This is a genomic window from Caballeronia temeraria (assembly GCF_001544795.2).
Taxonomy (GTDB): domain Bacteria; phylum Pseudomonadota; class Gammaproteobacteria; order Burkholderiales; family Burkholderiaceae; genus Caballeronia; species Caballeronia temeraria.
In genome coordinates, this window is record NZ_FCOI02000003.1 from 325309 (window position 1) to 346296 (window position 20988).

Sequence of the window (20988 nt, forward strand, 5' to 3'; positions counted from 1 at the left end):
CCTGGTAGCAACACCATTCATTCGACACGGACGGCGGCCATGCGTGAAATCAATCAGCAGCGTCTGCGCTATTTCCACGAAGTCCTCGCGCACGGCACGATTCGCGGCGCGGCGGATCATCTGAACACGTCGCCGTCTGTGATTACGCGGCAGATCAAGCTGCTGGAAAACGAGCTCGACACGACCTTATTCGAGCGCGAGGCGCGCGGCGTGAAGCCGACCGAAGCAGCGTTTCATCTGCTCGAATTCTGGCGCGGCTATCGTTCGCAGCAGGAAAAGCTCGAAGATCAACTGCATGCGCTGAAGGGCTTGCAGCAAGGACAGATTCGCCTCGCGGTGAGCGAGGGCTATGTCGATACGCTCGTCGACGATGTGCTCGCGCCGTTCTGCGCGCGCTATCCGCGACTCGAAATCGACGTGCAGATGCTCGCCGTCGACGATTTGCTGGAAGAAGTCGCGCAGAGTCGCGCGCATATCGGGCTCGCGTATAACCCGCCGCCGCACGAGCGCATCGCGATTCGCGCGAGTTCGCCGCAGCCGGTCGTGCTGCTCGCGCGGCGCGATCATCCGCTGGCCCTGCGCGGCGGCGCCGCGAAGATTCGCGATCTGCTCGACTATCCGCTCGCGCTGATGCCACCGACGTTCGGCATCGGCCATGTCGTGAAGATGCTCGAAACCACCGACGATTTCGCCATCCGCCCGACGCTCACGACGAATTCGCTGAGTGCGCTGAAGCGCTTCGTGGCTGCGGAAAATTTCATGACGCTGATCGGCGAGTTCGCCGCGTATCGCGAACTCGCGAGCGGCGAGCTGACGACGATCCCGGTCGCGCATCCGCTCTTCGAAAGCGCGCAGGCGAAGCTGCTCGTGAAAGCCGGTCGTCCGCTCGCGGCGGGGCCGCAGGAATTGCTCGACTGGATACTGAGCCGTATGCCGATGTTCGCGCGCGTGCCCGCCGCGCACGTCAAACGAGCGCGCCCCAAAACGCGCCGCTGAGTTACGGCCCGCCGCCCTCGAGCTTGGACTTTTCGGCGGCGATCTGATCCGCGATCTTCGCGGCGAGATCGTCGAGCGAGGACATCGATTCCGCCGTATTGATGACGAAGCGCGCCGCCGCGCCGTAGGGCTTCGGCGCGGCCGCCGATTTCTGCCCTTTCAGCTCGCTGCTCGTGTCGATCTGCGTGAGCGCGGCATCCGGGCTTGCGGCGAGATTGGCGAGCTGCACGGTGACGTGCGTGTTGGGTTTCTTGTCCGACGAACCCGTCGACGGCAACGCCGCGCCGAATCCGCTCGACAGCGTTTCATCGAATTCGCCGCTCACGAGCCAGCCCGATGCCGGCGGCGGCGAATCCGCCGTCACGTGACACGCGGCGATGCCCTTCGCGTTCAGCGCCCCGACGATATCGTCCGCCAGCACCGATGCGTTCACATCGACCTTCATCGAATTGCGCGCCGAACGCAGCCGCGAGCCGAGCAGACGCGAAGAGCCGGCTTCATGGCTCACCGGCGTAAAGTCGCGAACCTGAACGAGCTTGCTCGCGTTCGCATCGCTCGCGGTCGTGGGCGGACACGTCGACGCAGACTGCGCGAATGCAGGCATGCCGAGCGCGCAACCCAGCGCAAAGCCGAGCGCGGCCAGCGAACCGCGCAAGCATGAAGTCTTCATCGGTTCTCTCCGTCGGGAAGCATCGCCGTCACACGATGCAGAGATGATAACGCCGGCCCGCGCGCGAGAAAACGCGCTTTCAGGGCAGCGCGACCGGCTCCGCGACGGTGAGCACGAGCAGATTCGCGAGCGGAACGGGGCGGCTGAGAAGATAGCCCTGCACCTTGTCGCACTGCATGTCGCGCAGCGTATCGAGCTGCTCCTGCGTCTCGACGCCTTCCGCGACCACCGTCACGCCGAGCTTGTGCGCCAGATCGATCACGCCTTCGACGACCGTGCGCACCATCGCGTCGGTCGCGATGTTATCGACGAAGGACTTGTCGAGCTTCAGCACGTCCGGCCGGAAACGCGCGAGATAGCTGAGACTCGAATAGCCCGTGCCGAAATCGTCGATGGCGATACGCACGCCCATCGCGCGAACGTTCGACAGCACGCCCTGCGCATCGTCGACGTTTTCGATCAGCGCGGACTCGGTGATCTCGAGTGTGATGCGGTCCGAATCGATGCAGCCGCGCTTGATCGCGTGCCGCAGCACGGACACGAGGCGCGGATCGCGGAACTGTTTCGGCGACACGTTGAGCGCCACCGAGCATCCCTCCGGCAACGCGAGCGCCAGTTGCGACGCCGCCTGCACAGCCTCGCGAATGACCCAGTGCCCCGCTTCGACGATCAGCGCGCTCTCTTCCAGCACCGGCACGAACGCGCCGGGCGCGAGCAGCCCGAGCTGCGGATGATTCCAGCGCAGCAGCGCCTCGACGCCGACGAGCGCGCCCGAATCGACGCGATACTGCGGCTGGTAATGCAGCACGAACTGATTCTCCTGGATCGCGCCGTGTAGTTCCGCTTCAAGATGCGCGCGCGCGAGATCGTCCTTCTCGCGATCGCCGAACACGCGGAACGTGTTGCGGCCCGCGCGTTTCGCGGCGTACATCGCCATGTCGGCGCTGATGAAGAGCGCTTCGGGCGTGCGTCCGTGCTCGGGATAGAGCGCGACGCCGATCGAGCAGGTCATCGTCATGCTCTTGCATTCGATCTTGATCGGACGATGACACGCGAGCGAGAGCTTGCGGCATGCGCGCGCGATGCTCTCCTGCTCGAAGGTGCCGGGCAGAATCACGGTGAACTCGTCGCCGCCCGGACGCGCGGCCACGGCGCCTTCGGGCAGCGTTTCCTGAATGCGCTTCGCGATCGTGCGCAGGACGGCATCGCCGGCAATATGGCCCGCCGTGTCGTTGATGGACTTGAAGCGGTCGATGTCGATGAACAGATACGCAAAAGGCGCGCCCGCTTCGCAGCGCTTCACGAGCACGTCCATCATCGCGTTGCGGTTGGCGAGACCGGTGAGGCTGTCGGTGTTCGCGAGCCGATGCAGTTCCTGAAGACGCTGGCGCTCGTCGGTGGCATCGACGCACACGCTCACGACGCGCGACACCGCGCCGTCCTCGGTGACCGGATAGATATCCGCGCGCACCCAGCGCGTGCGATCGTGCGGCAGACACAGACGAAAATAGCTTTGCCTCGCGGCGCCCGTATTCACCGCCGTGCGCATCTCGTCGCGCAGCGCGGGCAGATCCTCGGGGTGCACGCTTTGCGACCACGCGGTCTGATCGGCTTCGAGCACGGACATCGGCATTTCCCACATGCGCTCGAACGCGGAACTCACGTGCAGCAGTTCGCGGAAATCGTGCGTCGCGGTCCAGAACACGGCGTCGACGTGATCTTCCATGTCTTTCTGCACGCGCGCGTTGCCGCGCAGTTCTTCGATGAGATTCACTTCCGCCGTGATATCGCGCGACTTGCACAGCACCGCCGTGATCTCGCCGTGCTCGCCGATGACCGGCGCGAACGTCGATGTCCACCACTTCAGCTTGCCGGCCATCGTGCGGCAGGTGCCGGAAAACGACGTCGATTCGCCCGCTTTCGCGCGCTCGAAGGCACGCCGCGCGTCGGGGCCGTCCCAGAGATCGAGCCAGTCGATACCGATGAGATCATCAGCGCACTCCGCTTCGATGAGACGCATGCCGACTTCGGAGATGCACATGATGCGGCCTTCGAGCGAAAGCAGCTTGAGGCAGTCCTCCGCGATGGAAAGCAGGCCGTGCGCGACCTGCCGCGCGACGAATATCTTCCGATTCGCTTCCTGCAGGCGATGCACGACGACCGCCACGCCAAAGACGAGCGCGGCGAGCAGCACGTTCCACGGAAGCGGCACGAAGAAGGTTCCGCACGCGGCGACGAGCACGCCGAGCGGAGCGAGACCCAGCCCATCGAAACGGCGTGCGCATTCGATGTACGGCAGGTTTCTGGCGACGTTTTCGCCAATAGTCCCGAGGAAATCGTTGGCGCCTCTCTGCACCGTTCTGGCCCTGTTCTATTGATAGGTTCGATCGGTGTTTATCGGCTCATAGGGGGAAGTCTTTAGAACAGGGCCGGCTACACCGCGCCCTTCAACGCCCCGGCGATTTCCTTCGCCAGCGCCTCCGCGCGATACGGTTTGCCGAGCAAAGTCACGTTCGGGCGCAGCACGCCGTCGCGCGAAATGAAGTCGCGCGTGTAGCCGGAGACGTAAATCACCGGCACCGGCTGCAACTGCGAAAATGCCCATTCCGCCAGGTCCGCGCACTTCACTTTGCCCGGCATGACGACGTCGGTGAGGATCAGATCGACGTTCACGCCACTTTCGAGCACGCTCATCGCGGCATCGCCATTCGCGGCGCGCAGCACGATGTAATGCATGGCTTCGAGAATCGCGACCGTCGACATGAGCACCGCGGGATCGTCGTCGACGACGAGCACCGTCGCGCCGCCGGTTTGCGCCGTCAGCCTGCCGGCTCGCGGCAGCGTGGTTTCATCGTCGAAGCTGCGCGGGAAGAACATTTCGACGGTCGTGCCTACATCGACGGAACTCGACACCGCGATATGCCCGCCCGACTGCTTGACGAAGCCGAAGACCATCGAGAGGCCGAGTCCCGTGCCGTGGCCTTCGGGCTTCGTCGTGAAGAACGGCTCGAACGCGCGCTCGAGCACGTCGGGCGCCATGCCCGCGCCGGTATCCGATGCCGAGAGCTTCACGTATTCGCCCGGAGGCAGATCCTTGCCTTCGCAAGCGGCCGCATCGAGCATTTCGTTCGAGCATGCGAGCGTGAGCTTGCCGTCGCCGCGCATCGCATCGCGTGCGTTGATCGCGAGATTGAGCAGCGCGTTCTCCAGCTGATTGCGGTCGACGCAGAAATTCCATGCATGCTCGGCAAGCAGCGTGTTGATCGACACCGACGGTCCCACCGCATGCTGCAACAGTTCCCGCATCTCGTCGAACAGGCGCTGCGGATTGATGACGACCGGCGACTGCGGCTGCCGCCGCGCGAACGACAGCAATTGCGAAGCGAGCTTCGCGCCGCGCTGCACGGCTTCCAGCGCGGCGTGCACGCGCTCGGGCACGCGGCTGTCCGTGGGCGGCAAATATTGCAGCAATTGCAGGTTGCCGCTGATCGCCTGCAGCGTGTTGTTGAAGTCGTGCGCGACGCCGCCCGTCATCGCGCCGAGCGCTTCCATCTTCAGGCTCTGACGTAATTGCGCTTCCACCGCGATGCGCGCGGCCACGGCCTCGGAAATCTTGTCTTCGAGACTGCGCGTCAGTTCGCGGAGACTCTCTTCGGCGATCTTGCGATCATGAATGTCGATGATGACGCCCGGAAAGCGCGTCGCCGTGCCGTGCTCGTCGAAGTCGCACCGGCCCGTGGCGAGAATCCACGTCCAGCCCGAATCGCCCGAGCGAATGCGGTATTCGGCGCGAAACAGTTCGCCGTCGCGTACCGTTCGCGTAATGAGCGCGCGCACGCGTTCCACATCGTCGGGATGAATCTTCGCGAAGGCGGCCTGGATCGGCATGCCGCGCGCGACTTCGTCGAACGAAAACAGAAATGTGCGCGCGAAGCGTTCATCGCCTTTCACGCGATCGACCTGAATCTCCCACACGAACGTGCCGAGCACCGCGCCTGAATTGAGCGCGAGTTGCAGGCGCTCGTTGGCTTCGCGAAACGCGCCTTCCGCTTCGGCGCGCGTGCGTTCGAGCAACACGCGTTCGCTCGTGTCGACGACGATCGCGAGCACGCCGACCGGCACGCCTTCGTTCGACGCGACCGGGCTGTAGTGCAGATCGAGCCAGACTTGCGCGTCGCGTCCGTCGCGCGGCAGCGTGAAGGAGATATCGTGATACGAAAGCGACTCGCCGCGCAGGCCCGTGTCCACGACGTTGCGATTGAACTCGGCGGCCTCGGGCCACGCGTCTTCTATCGGCATGCCGAGAATGCGCGGATGGCGTCCGCCCGAGAACTTCGCGTAGGCGTCGTTGTAGAGCAGCGTGCCTTCTTCGCCCCACAGCACGGCCATCGGCAATGCGTTGCGCAGCATGACCTGCACGACGGCGCGCAGCACGTGCGGCCATGTATCGATGGAACCCAGCGGCGTCGCGCTCCAGTCAAAGTCGCGAATGGCGCGCGCTGTTTCGCCGATCCATGAATCGAGCTGACGATGATCGGAGATATTCGAAGTCAAAACCTGCCTTTCTTGTCTGAAGAATCGCGTCCCGACGCGTTCCTGTCGCGCTTATTCCGCGAATCCGACAGCATAAAGGCTAATCGTTTTGTCCTGAAAGCATCGTGTGGATGCGTTGCGCGCGCGCGTCTTTAGCCGCGCTTAGGCTTGCGCACCGCCCGCACCTTGCCCGTGCGCCCGCCGCCGCAAAAGAAGCGGTCGCGCCCGTCCGATTCGAGCCCCGACACGCCCACGCCTTCCGGCATGTCGAGCCGCTCGATGACCTCGCCCGATTGCGGATCGATGTGCCGCAACTCGCTTTCGTCGCCTTCCCATGTGGCGTGCCACAGTTCGCCGTCGATCCACGTCACGCCCGTCACGAAGCGATTCGACTCGATGGTGCGCAAAATCGCGCCGTTATCCGGATCGACCTGATGAATCTTGCGCTCGTTGTATTGCCCGACCCACAGCGTGCCTTCGGCCCATGCGAGACCGGAGTCGGCGCCGCCGCCGGGCGCGGGAATCGTCGACAGCACGCGGCCCGTCTTCGGATCGATCTTCTGGATGCGGTCCTCGGCGATCTGAAACAGATGCTCGCCGTCGAAGGCCGTGCCCGCATGCGCCGCGACGTTCAGCGAGCGCGCTTTCTCGCCGCTCTCGGGATCGAACGCGTTGAGCGTGTCGCCGGCCGCGAACCACACATGCTCGCCGTCATAGGTGACGCCGTGCACGCCGTCGATATCCGGAAAAGGCCCGTATTCGCGGATGATTTCCGCTTTCGCGCGTTTCATGTCGCCGCCCTCTTCATGATGTGATGCCCCTATGCTAATCACTCGCGAGCTCGACGGGGAGTAACAAGGTCGTCGTGAATCCGGGCATCGGCGGCGTGGTCCAGCGGCGCGCGCGCCCGCGTCCGAACGATTGCACCTTGCCGTTCGCGGCGAGCGCATCGAGCGCGCGCTGCACCGTGCGCTGGCTCGCGCCGAGCGCGATCGCGAGCGCGGAGCTGGACCACGATTCGCCATCGGCCAGAAAGGCGAGCAGCGGTGCGTATTCGTCTTCCACGGGCAGCGCGAGCACCGCGACATCGCGCGCGTGACGCGGCTTCAGCACGAAGCCGCGCGGTGTCGCGTCGATGCTCGCGTGCGCGCGCAGCATCGTGCGCAGCCGTCCCATCTCGACGCGCAACCGCGCCCGATGCGTCTCGTCCGCTTCCCGGATGCGAAACGCGCGCAGGATCAGCGCATCGCGCGGCACGTCGCCGGGCCACGCCTGCGCGAGCATGCGCCCGAGCGTGAAGAGCACGGGGCGCGTCGCGAGCGATATCGACGTGCCGTTCTCGCGCACGCAAAGCCGGCACGCATCGACGACGAACGCAGTCGATGCGAACAGTGCCTCCACTTCGTCGAGCCGCAGCAGACGCGCTTCTCCTTGCGCGATGAGCCGCGCCGCCGGTGCATCGAGGATGCGCCATGCGCTGTCGATTTCGGCGGCGAGCGCGGGAATCGCGGCCTCGCGCGCGGCGAGCGTCGCGCGTTCGAGCGCTGCGCGCGCCGCGTTCGTACGGAGACGACGCATCGCGATGCCCGCGTCGATGAGTTCATGCGCGGCCCGCGATGCAGCCGGAAGCGTCGCGTGATCCAGTGCCGCGAGCATGCGTTCGGCATCGTCGATCCGTCCGATGAGCAGCGCGCGGCGCACTTCGAGATAGCGCGCGTGGGCGGCGTTCACGTGATCGCCGTGCGCGTCGAGCGTCGCGCGCGCGTGATCGAGCGCCTTCGCGGGCCATGTGAGATCGCGCGATGCCAGCGCGATTTCCGCCTCCGCGACGATGCAACGCGAACGCGCCAGCGCCTCTTTCGCGCCGAACGCGCGCGCAGCGCCTTTGACGAGCGCACGCGCCCGCGCGAAGTCGCCGAGTTGCGCCATCGCGATGCCGCGCAACGCCAGCGCACTCGCGTCGTCGCGCAGCGCGATGCGATTCAGCGCGCCGAGCGGATCACCCGCCGCGAGCGCGCGCGCCGCCGCCGTGATCAGCGAATCCATGCGAATCCCGACACACTTGTCACTCCTTTGCCGTGCATGCCCGCGACTAATCTAACACCGTACCTGGACGCGCACTGTTAAAGGACGACATCATGGAAGCGCTGGCCGTCATCATCGAAAGCGAGATTGCGCATGGTTCGCGCCGTCGCTTCATCGCGATCGTTGCGCTCGTGTTCATCGCGAGCGTGATCGCGACTTATGCGATGCATGTGTCGATGTCATCGATGACCGAACTCCCGATGCCCGGCGGCTGGATGCTCTCGCCCGTCTTCACGCCGATGTGCGGACGCACATGGCTGCGCGCGGCGGCGGGGTTCATCGGCATGTGGATCGCGATGATGACCGCGATGATGCTGCCATCGTTCGCGCCGGTTCTCTCGCGTGATCGTGGAAGCGTGCGTGCTTCGTGGAGCACGGCGGCGGGCTACGCTTTCGTATGGACGATGACGGGTCTCGCGGCGTTCACGTTCGGCGCGATCCTCACCGCGATCATGATGCGTGCGCCGTCGATTGCGCGTTGCGTGCCGTTCGCGAGCGGCGTGGTCGTACTGATGGCGGGCGCGTTGCAGTGTTCGGCATGGCACGCGCGGATGCTGTCGTGCTGCCGCCATGCGTCGCATCGCGGATGGCGCGGCGGCGTGCGTCACGGCCTGCATTGCGTCGCGTGCTGCGCGGGCCTGACGGCGACGCTCTTCGTGTTCGGCGTGATGGACCTTCGCGCGATGACACTCGTCACGCTGGCGATCAGCGCTGAACGGCTGATGCCATCGTTCGAACGGGTATCGCAAATCACCGGCGTGATGTTGCTGCTGCTCGGCGCGATGCTCATCGTCCGATGACGTTCAACGCGCAAGCCGACGCGACACCGCATGCGCGCCCAGCACGCACACGATGCCGATCACGCCGCCCGCGAGCACGTGCGTGAGCCGCTCGAGGGCATCGGCGGCGGATTGATTCGCCAGCATGATGGCGAGCGCCACGAAGAGGCATCGGAAGAAATACCCGACGACGTAACGCTGAAACGCGACGAGCGTGAGGAAGGTGGCGAGCGTCGCGAGCGTGACGGCGATACCCGAATGCGGCACGACGAATTGCCCGAGCAGAATGCCGATCGGCACGCCCGCGATCACGCCGAGCGCGCGATCCTTCAGCTTCGCGCGCGCCGTATCGACCGATCCCGTCACGATGCTGGCCGCGCCCCAGATCACCCATTGCGCGCGCTCCATGTGGCCGTACACGACCATCAGCGCCGCGATGCCGACGCTCGCGAGCATCGCCGCGAGATCTTCGCCGAAGGGCGCGCGCATGCCGAAGTCATCGAGATTCGACCAGCGTGCCGCGGGCTTGCCGCGCGAGCGGATATACGCCGCCAGAACGGCGGGCGCAAGCGCGATGAACAGATAAGGCAGCGCGGCGGGCGCGGCGCGCAATAGCGCATCGACGGTGCGCCCGCCATGCAGTTCGTTCGCGAGGATGAGCACGGGAATGAAGGTCCAGTTGCCGAGCGCACGCAGTTCTTTTCCACGCGATACAAGCAGGATCACGCGCGCGGCGAGCAGCATGCACGCGACGACGAAAAACGCCGGCACCAATTCGGCCAGCAGCAGCAGATAAGTCCCGCCGATGATCGCAAGCCCGTGCGCGGCGACGCCGGCTGGCCTTAGATCGAGTCTGTCTTGCGCGATCACGGTGGCGATCGCGAGCAATGAAGCCTTCATCCACAGCGCGTTGCCGGTGACGAGTGCGAGCGCGACGAAGGGCAGCAGCGCGGTCGTTGCGCGCAGGAGCGGCCAGAACTTGATCTCGCTGGCGATACGAAGATGCGGTGCGTCGGCGGACATGCGCGTCAGTCGCTTCGTGAGTTCGGATGAAGTGTAGTCGGGTTTTCGCGGCGACGTTACCTAAGCGCCCACTAAGTATCCACGCACAGAGTTCGCGATGACGGCGCGCGATCTTCGCGCGCTCCCGCCGATACGAGGAGGCCTCACATGGCCGCGATGCGCAACAAGGTTCCCGAAGTCACGCTTGCATTCTGGATCATCAAGATCATGTCGACGACGGTCGGCGAAACCGGCGCGGATTTTCTCGCGGTCAACGCGGGACTCGGCGTCGCCGTCACCGATGCGATCACTGCCGCCCTGCTCGCCACGGCACTCGTCATGCAGATGCGCACGCGCCGCCTCGTTCCGTGGCTCTACTGGCTCACCGTGGTGCTCGTCAGCATCGCGGGCACGCAGATCACCGATGCGCTGACCGACAACGCGGGTGTGAGTCTCTACGCGAGCACATCGTGCTTTGCAGTGCTGCTCGCGATCATCTTCGCGATCTGGCACCGCACGGAGCATTCGCTTTCCATACGTTCGATCGACACGCATCGACGCGAACTCTTCTACTGGTGCGCGATTCTCTGCACGTTCGCGCTCGGCACCGCGGCAGGCGATCTCGCCACCGAAGCACTCGGTCTCGGCTTTCCGCTCGGCGTGCTGATCTTCGCGGCGCTCATCGCGGTCACGGGCGCGGCCGCGTTCCTCGGGATGAACCGCGTCGCCGCATTCTGGATCGCGTACATCCTGACACGCCCGCTCGGTGCGTCGCTGGGCGACCTCATGTCGCAGCCGCGCGTCTATGGCGGCATGGGCCTCGGCACCATCTACACCAGCGTCATCTTTCTCGCGATCATCGTCGCGCTCGTCGCTTACGTGACCTATCTCGATCATACGAGCAGGACACAACGTCGACGCGGCGGCTCGCGTCCTGCCTGACCTCATCACGGAGAAAACCATGAAACCTCGTCATATCGCCGGCATGGCGCTTTGCGCGGCCGCTGCCGTCACTGCCTTCACGGGCTCGATTACGCCGGCCGGGTTCGAAGCGATCGGCGCGGCGCATGCCGCATCGAAGATCGGCGACCTTGCGCCGTTTCGCGCGATCGCGACGGATACCGCCGCGCTCGTCGACAAGAACGACCTCGCCGGTGCGAAAGCGCGCATCAAGGATCTCGAAGTGTCGTGGGACGAAGCCGAGCCTTCGCTAAAGCCGCGCGCCGCGAGCGACTGGCATGTCGTCGACAAAGCGATCGATCGTGCGCTCGAAGCATTACGCGCGAAATCTCCCGTTCAAGCTGTTTGTAAGCAATCGCTCGCCGATCTGCTGACAACCATCGACCGAGTCAACGGCAAACCCTGACCCACAACGGAAAAGCCCTGCATACGGGGCTTTTCCCGCATCAGCGACTTGAAATGCCTTTTTAAAAGTTTCCTAAAGGACCTAGGCTCGATGTCGTTATATAGACCAGCCGATGGGTTTCATCGGCTGCGCGGCAGGCGATGCATCGCCGTCCGCCCGCGTACGCGCCCAAGCGATGCAGCCACCTTGAGAGAGCTATGTTTTCGACAATCAAAGGCCGACTGGCCTTGGCCATGACGCTTCTGAGCGTGCTGCTGATCGCAGTCGGCATGGTCGGACTGACCGGGATGAGCCGGTCCAACGCAGAAACGCATGACCTCTTCACGAATGAAATGCCGAGCGCGGTGTCGGTCGGCAACGCGGAAATGTTCATGGCGCGCGAGCGTCTCTCGTTCGACCGCGCCGCATTGAACGTCGGCACGCCCGCCGCCGAAGATGCAATCGGTCGCGGCGCGCTGATGCGCAAGATTTCCGACGACGCCTGGACGACTTACTCCGGCCTGCCCCAAGGCGCCGAAGAAAAAGCGCTCGCCGACAAGTTCAACACGCAGCGTCTCGCGCTGCAGAAACTGATCGACCAAGGTTATGCCGATGTCCGCGCCAAGGATCAGGCGAAGGTCATCGACGACGCGAGCGCGATGCAGGCATCGTTCAACGACTTCGCGAAGACGGGCGTCGCGCTGCGCAAACTGCAGTTCGATCAGGCGAAGGGCTCGTATGACGAAGGCCAGCAGATCTTCGGCATGTTCCGCATGGCCTCGATCATCGCAATTCTGGTTGGCGTCGCCGCCGCGTTCTATACGTGGACGTCGTTGCGCCGTCGCATTTCGCGTCCGCTCGACGCGGCGCTCGCACAGTTCGATGCCATCGCGGCCGGCGACTTGCGCAGTCATGTGAAGGTGACCTCGAACGACGAAATGGGCCAGTTGCTGCGCGGTCTCGCGACCATGCAATCGAGCCTCGTCGATACGGTGCGCACGGTGCGCGGCGGCAGCGAATCGATTGCATCGGCGACCAAGCAGATCGCGGCGGGCAACGTCGATCTTTCTTCGCGCACCGAGGAACAAGCGTCGGCGTTGCAGGAAACGGCGTCGAGCATGGACGAGCTGACCGGCACGGTGAAGCAGAACGCCGACAACGCGCGTCAGGCGAGTCTGCTGGCGGCGAATGCATCGGAGATCGCGGGCAAGGGCAGCCATGTCGTGTCGCAGGTCGTGACGACGATGGGCGAGATCAACCACAGCTCGTCGAAGATCGCGGACATCATCACGATCATCGAAGGCATCGCGTTCCAGACGAACATTCTCGCGTTGAACGCGGCCGTCGAAGCGGCGCGTGCGGGCGAAGAAGGTCGCGGCTTCGCGGTCGTGGCCGGCGAAGTGCGCTCGCTCGCGCAGCGTTCATCGGCGGCGGCGAAGGAGATCAAGGAACTGATCGACAACTCGGTGGAGCGCGTGCAATCGGGCACGGCGCTCGTCGACGAAGCGGGCCGCACGATGACGGAAATCAGCACGGCGGTGCAGCGCGTGACCGACATCATGGGCGAGATCGCGGCGGCATCTGAAGAGCAGAGCAGCGGCATCGAGCAAGTGGCGCGCGCCGTTACGCAGATGGATGAAGTGACGCAGCAGAACGCGGCGCTCGTCGAGGAAGCGGCGGCGGCGGCGCAATCGCTGGAAGATCAGGCGGGCGCGTTGCGCACGGCGGTGGAGACGTTCCGTCTTCACGATGAAGGCATGCGCGCGACGGCCTGAAGGCTTTTGTCGTTCGATGATGCGCGGCTCGCGATCCTTCGGGACGCGAGCCGTTTCTTTTTGCCGAGCCATAACCGCCGGTAATCACCTCATGAGGCGAATTCAATAGACGGCTATCGCTCTTTTCGCGAGACTGCGGGGCGTCGGACCGATATATGGTCCGTCCTCGAAAAAGAGCACGCGCAATGAGTCAGACAGCGCGCAACAAGCCTCGGAGGAGACATAGAAGATGCTGCGTCGACCCAGAGTCACCCGTTCCGTACTCGCGCTGATGTGCGCGATGTCGTTCATCATGTATCTCGATCGCGTGAACCTGTCCGCAGCGGCGGGCCTGATACGCGATGATCTGCATCTCACCAATACCGATATCGGCCTCGTGTTCGGCGCGTTTGCTTATACGTATGCGATCTGCCAGGTGATCGGCGGATGGTTCAGCGACCGTTTCGGCGCGAAGACGACGCTTGTGCTGTGCGCATCGATCTGGATCGTCGCGACCATTGCGACGGGTTTCGCGGGCGGCGTCGTGTCGCTCTTCTGCGCGCGCATGTTGCTCGGCGTCGGCGAAGGCGCGGCGCTGCCGGCGCAGGCGCGCGCGCTCGTCAACTGGTATCCGGCGAGCAAGCGCGGCTTCGTGCAAGGTCTTACGCATTCGTTCTCGCGTCTGGGCAATGCGCTTACGCCGCCTTTGATTGCGTTGCTGGTCGCGTTTGCTTCGTGGCGTGCTTCGTTCGTGCTGGTCGGCGCGCTGACGGCCGTCTGGGTCATCGTGTATGCGTGGTACTTCGCGGATAATCCGCGCAAGCATCGGCATATGACGGCCGAGGAAGAAGCGGAATTGCCGCCGGAGAACAAGGTCGCTGTCGACAAAACGCGCGAGCCGACGCCGTGGGCACGTCTTCTCAAACGCATCTCGCCGACGATGCTCGTCTACTTCTGTTATGGCTGGACCGGCTGGCTCTTTTTCACGTGGCTGCCGACGTTTTTCATGCACGGTCGTGGGCTGGATCTCAAGAGTTCGGCGCTTTTTTCGGCGGGCGTTTTTCTTTCTGGCGTGGTCGGGAATACGGCGGGCGGTGTCATCTCCGATCGCATTCTGAAACGCACCGGCAATGTGGTCGCGGCGCGGCGCAATATGATCATCGTCGCGTTTCTGGGTGCGCTCGTGTTTCTCGCGCCTGTGATGTTTGTTAAATCGCTGCCGGTTATGGCGGCTTCTATGAGTCTCTCGTTCTTCTTTCTGGAAATGACTATCGGGCCGATCTGGGCCGTGCCGATGGACATTACGCCGAAGCATGTCGGGATTGCTAGCGGGCTTGTTAACGCCGGATCGGCTATTGCGGGGATTTTTTCGCCGATCGTGTTTGGGTTTATCGTCGATCGGACTGGGAGTTGGACTTTGCCGTTTGCTGGGTCGCTTGGGTTGCTTGCTGTTGGGATCGTGATGACGTTTTTCATGCGGCCGGATATTGCTTTGGATCAGAGCGATGATTTCGCTTCGGTTTCTGAAGGGGAGTTGGAGCTTGCCGAGCAAAGGGTCTCGCGGTGATTTTTCTTTTTTTTGTTCTTTGCCTTCGCCGGATCCCGTTTTGTTGTTGGTCTATTTGCACTGCCCCTGTGCGGGGCGGCAGTCACTTTCTTTGCTGCTGCAAAGAAAGTAACCAAAGAAAGCAGCTTCTCAGGCCCACGGTCACACGTAGTTTGGGTAGTTCTCTCGTTGAAAGTGGCACTCGCCTAAAGAGTGCCCTCGAAGGACTGACCGGGCTTGGATCGCACACGGTCTGACACGCTAGCCGTTTTAGGGCGCTGGTTCAGCTCGAAAGAGTTCCGGCACAGCGCTACGCGCTGCCGCCGGGTCTGCAAGGGAAACCAACGTGCGGCAGCCGCGGCGAGATGGAAACGTTAGTAGAGAAGCTCACGCAGTCCTGATTGACCGGTCGGCCGCGAAGCGGGCTGGAGCTATTTGGTGCTGAACCAGTTTGTTGTGTGGCGAGTGATGGCAGACCGTGCGCGAGCCAAGCCGGGTAATTGTGATGAGGGCACTCTTTAGGCGAGTGCCACCGAGGACGAGAGAACTACCCAAACTACGTGTGACCGCGGGCCTGAACGAGCTGCTTTCTTTGGTTACTTTCTTTGCAGCAGCAAAGAAAGTGACTGCCGCCCCGCACAGGGGCAGCGCTAATAGACCAACACGAATACGGGATCCGGCAAAAAAGAATCAAGCCCGTCGAATTGCGTCGATGACCAATTGCGTAGCAGGACTAATCCGTCGATTCTTCCTGAGAATCAACCCATAGGGCGCGAGCCGCCCGCGCAACGGCGTGGCCAACGAAGCGATGGTATCGAGCGCAGCATAGTAGTCGGCAACAGAGCTAGGTAAAACCGCGAGCATGTCCGAATCCCGCAACAACGACAACGTAGTAAGAATCGAAGAAGTCTCAACGGTACTCACCGGCGGCGCCACCCGTGACTCCCGAAATGTCTGATCGATGATCTGCCGCATAGGACTCGGATGCGGCTGCACAATCCACGGATACTTCGCCAGATCGGCAAGCTTCGGCTTTCCCACCATCCCCACAGCCGGATGATCCGGCCGCGCAACGATCGCCAGCGCCTCCTCCGACAAAGTCTCAAACGTCAGATCCAGCGCCGAAAAACCATAAGGAATGCGCCCCACCACGATATCAAGCTGATCCTGCTGCAAAGCCTGCACGAGCACATCGCTGGTATCGATCTGCACGCTGATCTGCAAGCGCGGATGCGCTTCCTTCAACCCGACGATCACCTTCGTCAGCAAATCCGGCGCCGGCGCCATCACCGCGCCAATCCGCACCTTGCCGATATCCCCCGCTTCGATCGCCGCCAGTTCCTCGCGCAACTCATCGAGGTCCTCGAACACGACGCGCGCATAGCGCATCACCGCCTCGCCGTAGATCGTCGGCTCCATGCCGCGCGCATGGCGCACGAACAACGACGCGCCGATCGTGTCCTCCAGTTCCTTCAGCGCCTTCGTCGCAGCGGGCTGCGTCATCGCGAGCTCGTCGGCGGCGCTTCTCAGCGATTCGGTTTCGGAGAGCGCCATCATCAGTTGCAGATGACGCAGGCGCAGGCGTTTGCGGATGGTCGTTGCGGGCGCGATCATGCGAGCGATAACTCCAGGAAATAGCCTGATGCAAATAATTCAATAGTCAGTTATCGCGGAGTTTCGCACACTAGCGCTACCCGAAACAGCCGCGCAAACCCTCGCATCGGGCAATACGCGCGGCATCAGTCGAATCACACGGAGACACCGACGATGAAGATCAAGCATGTCCGCGCACGCGTTTTCGAATGGAAAGGCAAGGTCGTCCCGCCGCAAGCGCATTTCTGCACGAACGCCGTCGATATCCTCTACGAACGCGGCGATGCAATGGGCTCGTTCCGCTTCCACGGCTGGCTCGTCGTCGAGATCGAATGCGACGACGGCACCGTCGGCATCGGTAATTGCGCGCTCGCACCGCGCGTCGCGAAGCAGATCGTCGATGAATATCTCGCGCCCATCGCCATCGGCGAAGATCCATTCGATCACGAATACATCTGGCAGAAAATGTATCGGCGCACGCACGCATGGGGCCGCAAGGGCATCGGCATGGCGGCGATCTCGGCGATGGACATCGCGCTGTGGGACATCATGGGCAAGGCCGTGAAGAAGCCCGTGTTCAAACTGCTGGGCGGCCGCACGAAAGAAGAGATCTGGTGCTATGCATCGAAGCTCTATAACAACGACGATCGCGACGCCTTCCTCGCCGAAGCGCAAGGTTATCTCGACCAGGGCTTCACCGCGATGAAGATGCGCTTCGGCTATGGCCCGAAAGACGGTCCAAAAGGCATGGCAAAGAATCTCGAACAGGTACGGCTGTTGCGCGAGCTCGTCGGCGATGAAGTCGACATCATGCTCGAATGCTATATGGGCTGGACGCTCGAATATGCGCGCCGCATGCTGCCGCGTCTCGCCGAATTCAATCCGCGCTGGCTCGAAGAACCCGTGATCGGCGACGACGTCGAGGGCTATCAGGAACTGAAGAAGATGAACATCGTGCCCATCTCCGGCGGCGAGCACGAGTTCACGAGTTATGGCTTCAAGGATCTGCTGGAACGCCGCGCCGTCGACGTCATTCAGTACGACACGAATCGCGTGGGCGGCATCACGGCCGCGCGCAAGATCAATGCAATGGCCGAAGCGTGGTCGGTTCCCGTGATTCCGCACGCGGGTCAGATGCACAACTATCACCTGACGATGTCGAGCACCGCGAGCCCGATGTCCGAGTTCTTCCCGGTGTTCGATGTCGAAGTGGGCAACGAGCTGTTCTATTACATCTTCGAGGGCGAACCGCAGCCGGAAAACGGCTATCTGCAACTCTCCGATGAAACCCCGGGCCTCGGCATCACGCTGTCCGACAAGCATCTGAGCGACTTCAATATCATCGAATGACGATGCGACCGCGGGCCGATGCAGCCCCAGGCGAACGGAGACGAACATGGAAAGCAGAATCGAAGCTCACACGGCGCACGACGCCGCCTCGTCCACACACGCAACGAGCGTGCGCTGGCGCATCTTCGGCGTCGTGTTTCTCATCACGCTGATCAACCTCGTGGACCGCATCTCGCTTTCCATCGCGATGCCCGCCATCGCGAAAGAGTTCGCCCTCTCGCCTACGATGCAAGGGCTCGTGCTGTCGAGCTTCTTCTGGTCGTATGCGCTGCTGCAGATTCCGGGCGGCTGGCTCATCGACAAACTCGGGCCGCGCAAGGTCGTTGCGGGCGCAACCGTCTTATGGGGTCTCTTTCAGACCTTGATGGGCGCGGCCACCGGCGGCGTGTCGATGCTATTTCTGCGCGTGGGTCTCGGCGGTGCGGAAGCGCCGCTCTTTCCCGCGGGCAGCAAGCTCAACGCGCTGTGGCTGTCTCGCAAGGAACGCGCGCGCGGCGCGGTGCTGATGGATGCAGGCTCGCCGCTCGGCGCCGCGATCGGCGGTCTCGCGATCTCGAACCTCATTCTCATGTTCGGCTCGTGGCGCACCGCGTTCGTCGTCGCGGGGCTTGCGACCATCGCATGTGGATGGCTCGCATGGCGCTATCTGCGCGACGATCCCGCGAAGCATCCCGGCGTGAATGGCGCGGAACTCGCGCATATCCACGACGGCGCGCCGCCCGTAGCGGGCACAGCGAGCATGAGCCACGACGATGCACCGCTGCCGCTGCGTTCGACCATCGCCATGTGCGTCGGGCGCATGAGCTGGGCGATGATCTTCTTCGGCCTGCTTACGTGGGGCCCGAGTTATCTGACGCAGGCACGCGGTTTGAGCCTCTCGCAGATCGGCGCGGCGACCTTCTTCATCTTCCTTGCGGGCGCGCTCGGTTCGCTTTCAGGCGGCTTCCTGTGCGATGCCTTGTGCGCGATGAACCTGTCGCGCGGTAAAGTCGTGAAGACGATGATCGCGGTCTCCGGCATCGCAACGCTCGCCGTGTTCGCCACGCTGCCGACGATCACATCGCCTGTCGTCGCTGTTGCGGTGCTGTGCGGCGCGTCGTTCCTGCTGATGTGGGGCAGCCTCTACTGGAGCCTGCCTTCGTTGCTCGCGAGTCCCGGCCGCGTCGGACTGCTCGGTGCGTGCATGAATTGCGCGGGCAGCATCGGCGGCATTTCGATTCCGCTCATCACGGGCTTCATTCTTCAGCGCACCGGCTCCTTCGATGCGGTGCTGCACTTTTACGGCGCGTGCGCGCTCGTGTATATCTTCGGTTCGATCGCCATCGACCTGCGCCGCACGCGCTAATAACCGACCAACGGACCCTACGAACATGAAACCTCGCATCGCAGTGCTTCTCGGCGATCCCGCCGGCATCGGTCCCGAACTCATCGCGCGTCTCATCGCGAAGCCGGAGAATCGCGCGCGCGCCGATCTGCTCATTATCGGCGACAAGCGCGAACTCGATGAAGGCATGAAGATCGCGCAGCAACGCTTCGAGTATCGTGTGATCGAGAACGAAGCCGATGCCGCGCGCGATACCGACGTGCCCTCGCTCATCGATTTCCGTCTCTCCGACGACGCTGCATACGATCGCGCCGTATCGACGGAACGCGGTGGCCGCTACAGTCTCGAAGCCTTCAGACAGGCACTCGCGATGACCCGCGCGAACCGCACGCAAGCCATGCTCTTCGCGCCCGTCAACAAGACGTCGCTGCACATGGCCGGCATGGAGACGAATGACGAGATGGAATGGTTCGCGCGCCAGCTCGACTACAGCGGCGCTTTCTGCGAGTTCAACGTGCTCGATGAACTATGGACCTCGCGCGTGACCTCGCATATCGCGTTGAAGGACGTGAGCGCGAGGCTCACGCCGGAGCGCATCGTCGGCGCGGTGCAATTGATTCATGATGGTCTGAAACGCGCGGGTGTGGAGAAGCCGCGCATCGCGGTGTGCGGCTTCAATCCGCACAACGGCGATAACGGCGCATTCGGACGCGAGGAAATCGATGTGATTGCACCAGCGGTCGTTGCGGCGCAGGAACAAGGTTACGACGCGCAAGGCCCCTTCCCCGCCGACACGATCTTCGTGCGCGCACGCGATCAGAAAGTCTTCGACGGCGTTGTCACGATGTATCACGATCAAGGACAGATCGCGATGAAACTCATGGGTTTCTGGCGCGGCGTCACAGTGCACGGCGGCCTGCCCGTGCCGATCACGACGCCCGCACACGGCACCGCATTCGATATCCACGGCCAGGGCCGGGCGGATGTCGGCGCCACGCAGAAAGCGTTCGATATCGCCGTGCGCATGGCGCAAGATCGCGTGAGCTGACGCCATGATGCAAGAACGCATCGAAGCCTTGCGCGAACGCTTTCTGGAAAGCGGCGACGACGCCGATCTGCCCATCGTCGACGCACATCATCACTTCTGGGACGTGTCGCGCAACTATCATCCGTGGCTGCGCGATCTGCCGCGCATCGCCTTCCGGTATGGCGATTACGCGTCAATCTGCAAGAACTTCCTGCCCGACGATTACTTCGCGCAGGCGGGCAATCATCGCATCGTGAAGACGGTGATGATGGAAGGCGAATGGGACCCGCGCGACGTGCTCGGCGAAGCGCGCTGGGCCACGGCGCTGCACGAACGCACCGGCTTGCCGAATGCGATGGCCGCGCAAATCTGGCTCGATCGCGACGATATCGCCGATGTCATCGACGCATATCGCGAGATGCCGCTCGTGCGCAGCGTGCGCCACAAACCGAAGAGCGTGCCGCGCGCGGAGCATCGCGCGGACTTCGCTGCACCCGGTTCGATGCGTTGCGAGCGCTGGCGGCGCGCCTATGCATTGCTCGCGCAAAGCGGACTGATGTTCGAATTGCAGGCACCGTGGTGGCACTTCGACGAAGCCGCCGAACTCGCGCGCGATTTTCCGCAGATGCAGATCATCGTGAATCATGCGGGTTTGCCTTCGGATCGCAGCGACGAAGCGCTCGCCGCATGGCGCGCCGCGCTCGATGCGCTCGCGCAATGGCCAAACGTATGGCTCAAGATATCGGGTATCGGCGAAGCGGGCGTAAGCTGGAGCGTGGCGCGCAACGGCCGCGTCGTGCGCGATGCGATCGCAAGCTTCGGCGTCGAACGATGTCTGTTCGCGAGCAACTTTCCGGTCGATAGCCTCGTCGTCACGCTCGACGAGCTTTTCACGGGCTTCAAGACGATCGTCGCGGAACGCACGCGCGAAGAACGCCTCGCGCTCTTCTTCGACAATGCGAGCGCGCTGTACCGGATTTAGAC

The 20988-nt window shown here is 63.3% G+C and carries 17 protein-coding genes; 10 read left to right on the plus strand and 7 right to left on the minus strand.

All coding sequences use genetic code 11. The annotated features are described in order from the left end of the window. Positions 1-39: 39 nt before the first annotated feature. The gene (locus AWB76_RS06390; protein WP_061159277.1) at positions 40-996 is read left to right on the plus strand and encodes a LysR family transcriptional regulator; all 957 of its coding nucleotides are present in this window, start codon (positions 40-42) and stop codon (positions 994-996) included. A gap of 1 nt (position 997) precedes the next feature. On the opposite strand, the gene AWB76_RS06395 is transcribed toward AWB76_RS06390, so the two are convergent. The 5 genes from AWB76_RS06395 to AWB76_RS06415 all read right to left on the minus strand — a co-directional run bounded on the left by AWB76_RS06395 (position 998) and on the right by AWB76_RS06415 (position 8245). Continuing rightward, positions 998-1666 carry a hypothetical protein gene (locus tag AWB76_RS06395; protein WP_061159278.1) on the minus strand — a complete coding sequence of 223 codons (669 nt, stop codon included), beginning with the start codon at positions 1664-1666 and terminating at the stop codon, positions 998-1000. A 79-nt stretch (positions 1667-1745) separates the two neighbouring features. After that, complete coding sequence (locus AWB76_RS06400; RefSeq protein WP_061159279.1) at positions 1746-4022, minus strand: putative bifunctional diguanylate cyclase/phosphodiesterase; 2277 nt, start codon at positions 4020-4022, stop codon at positions 1746-1748. A gap of 77 nt (positions 4023-4099) precedes the next feature. Next, positions 4100-6220, minus strand: a complete 2121-nt coding sequence (locus AWB76_RS06405) for a hybrid sensor histidine kinase/response regulator (protein ID WP_208606539.1) — start codon at positions 6218-6220, stop codon at positions 4100-4102. Positions 6221-6351: 131 nt separating this feature from the next. Then, positions 6352-6990: a Vgb family protein gene (locus AWB76_RS06410; protein WP_061159280.1), complete on the minus strand. Its 639-nt coding sequence runs from the start codon at positions 6988-6990 to the stop codon at positions 6352-6354. Between the two features lie 34 nt (positions 6991-7024). Beyond that, complete coding sequence (locus AWB76_RS06415; protein ID WP_061159281.1) at positions 7025-8245, minus strand: hypothetical protein; 1221 nt, start codon at positions 8243-8245, stop codon at positions 7025-7027. A gap of 92 nt (positions 8246-8337) precedes the next feature. Between AWB76_RS06415 and AWB76_RS06420 the strand changes: the two genes are divergently transcribed. Continuing rightward, positions 8338-9084 (plus strand): DUF2182 domain-containing protein, encoded by a 747-nt coding sequence (locus AWB76_RS06420; protein ID WP_082864360.1) that lies wholly within the window; start codon positions 8338-8340, stop codon positions 9082-9084. Positions 9085-9087: 3 nt separating this feature from the next. Here the strand turns inward: AWB76_RS06420 and AWB76_RS06425 are convergent, their stop codons facing one another. After that, on the minus strand, positions 9088-10086 hold the full coding sequence (locus AWB76_RS06425) for an FUSC family protein (protein WP_061159282.1): 999 nt from the start codon (positions 10084-10086) through the stop codon (positions 9088-9090). Positions 10087-10242: 156 nt separating this feature from the next. Here AWB76_RS06425 and AWB76_RS06430 point away from each other — a divergent pair, with 156 nt between their 5' ends. From AWB76_RS06430 to AWB76_RS06445, 4 genes are all read left to right on the plus strand, one after another. Continuing rightward, positions 10243-11007, plus strand: coding sequence for a COG4705 family protein (locus AWB76_RS06430; protein ID WP_061159436.1), 765 nt, complete (start codon positions 10243-10245; stop codon positions 11005-11007). Positions 11008-11026: 19 nt separating this feature from the next. Continuing rightward, positions 11027-11431 (plus strand): hypothetical protein, encoded by a 405-nt coding sequence (locus AWB76_RS06435; RefSeq protein WP_061159283.1) that lies wholly within the window; start codon positions 11027-11029, stop codon positions 11429-11431. A 197-nt stretch (positions 11432-11628) separates the two neighbouring features. Continuing rightward, positions 11629-13185, plus strand: a complete 1557-nt coding sequence (locus AWB76_RS06440) for a methyl-accepting chemotaxis protein (RefSeq protein WP_061159284.1) — start codon at positions 11629-11631, stop codon at positions 13183-13185. Positions 13186-13414: 229 nt separating this feature from the next. Beyond that, on the plus strand, positions 13415-14731 hold the full coding sequence (locus AWB76_RS06445; RefSeq protein ID WP_061159285.1) for an MFS transporter: 1317 nt from the start codon (positions 13415-13417) through the stop codon (positions 14729-14731). A gap of 669 nt (positions 14732-15400) precedes the next feature. Here the strand turns inward: AWB76_RS06445 and AWB76_RS06450 are convergent. Then, positions 15401-16324, minus strand: coding sequence for a LysR family transcriptional regulator (locus AWB76_RS06450; protein ID WP_061159286.1), 924 nt, complete (start codon positions 16322-16324; stop codon positions 15401-15403). Positions 16325-16477: 153 nt separating this feature from the next. On the opposite strand from AWB76_RS06450, the gene AWB76_RS06455 reads away from it, so the two are divergent. The 4 genes from AWB76_RS06455 to AWB76_RS06470 are packed head-to-tail and all read left to right on the plus strand — an operon-like array spanning position 16478 to position 20986. Further along, positions 16478-17653, plus strand: a complete 1176-nt coding sequence (locus AWB76_RS06455; protein WP_061159287.1) for an L-rhamnonate dehydratase — start codon at positions 16478-16480, stop codon at positions 17651-17653. 46 nt (positions 17654-17699) lie between these two features. Further along, positions 17700-18998: an MFS transporter gene (locus AWB76_RS06460; protein ID WP_061159288.1), complete on the plus strand. Its 1299-nt coding sequence runs from the start codon at positions 17700-17702 to the stop codon at positions 18996-18998. Between the two features lie 25 nt (positions 18999-19023). After that, positions 19024-20025 carry a 4-hydroxythreonine-4-phosphate dehydrogenase PdxA gene (locus AWB76_RS06465; protein ID WP_061159289.1) on the plus strand — a complete coding sequence of 334 codons (1002 nt, stop codon included), beginning with the start codon at positions 19024-19026 and terminating at the stop codon, positions 20023-20025. A 4-nt stretch (positions 20026-20029) separates the two neighbouring features. Beyond that, positions 20030-20986 (plus strand): amidohydrolase family protein, encoded by a 957-nt coding sequence (locus tag AWB76_RS06470; protein ID WP_061159290.1) that lies wholly within the window; start codon positions 20030-20032, stop codon positions 20984-20986. Positions 20987-20988 lie beyond the last annotated feature (2 nt).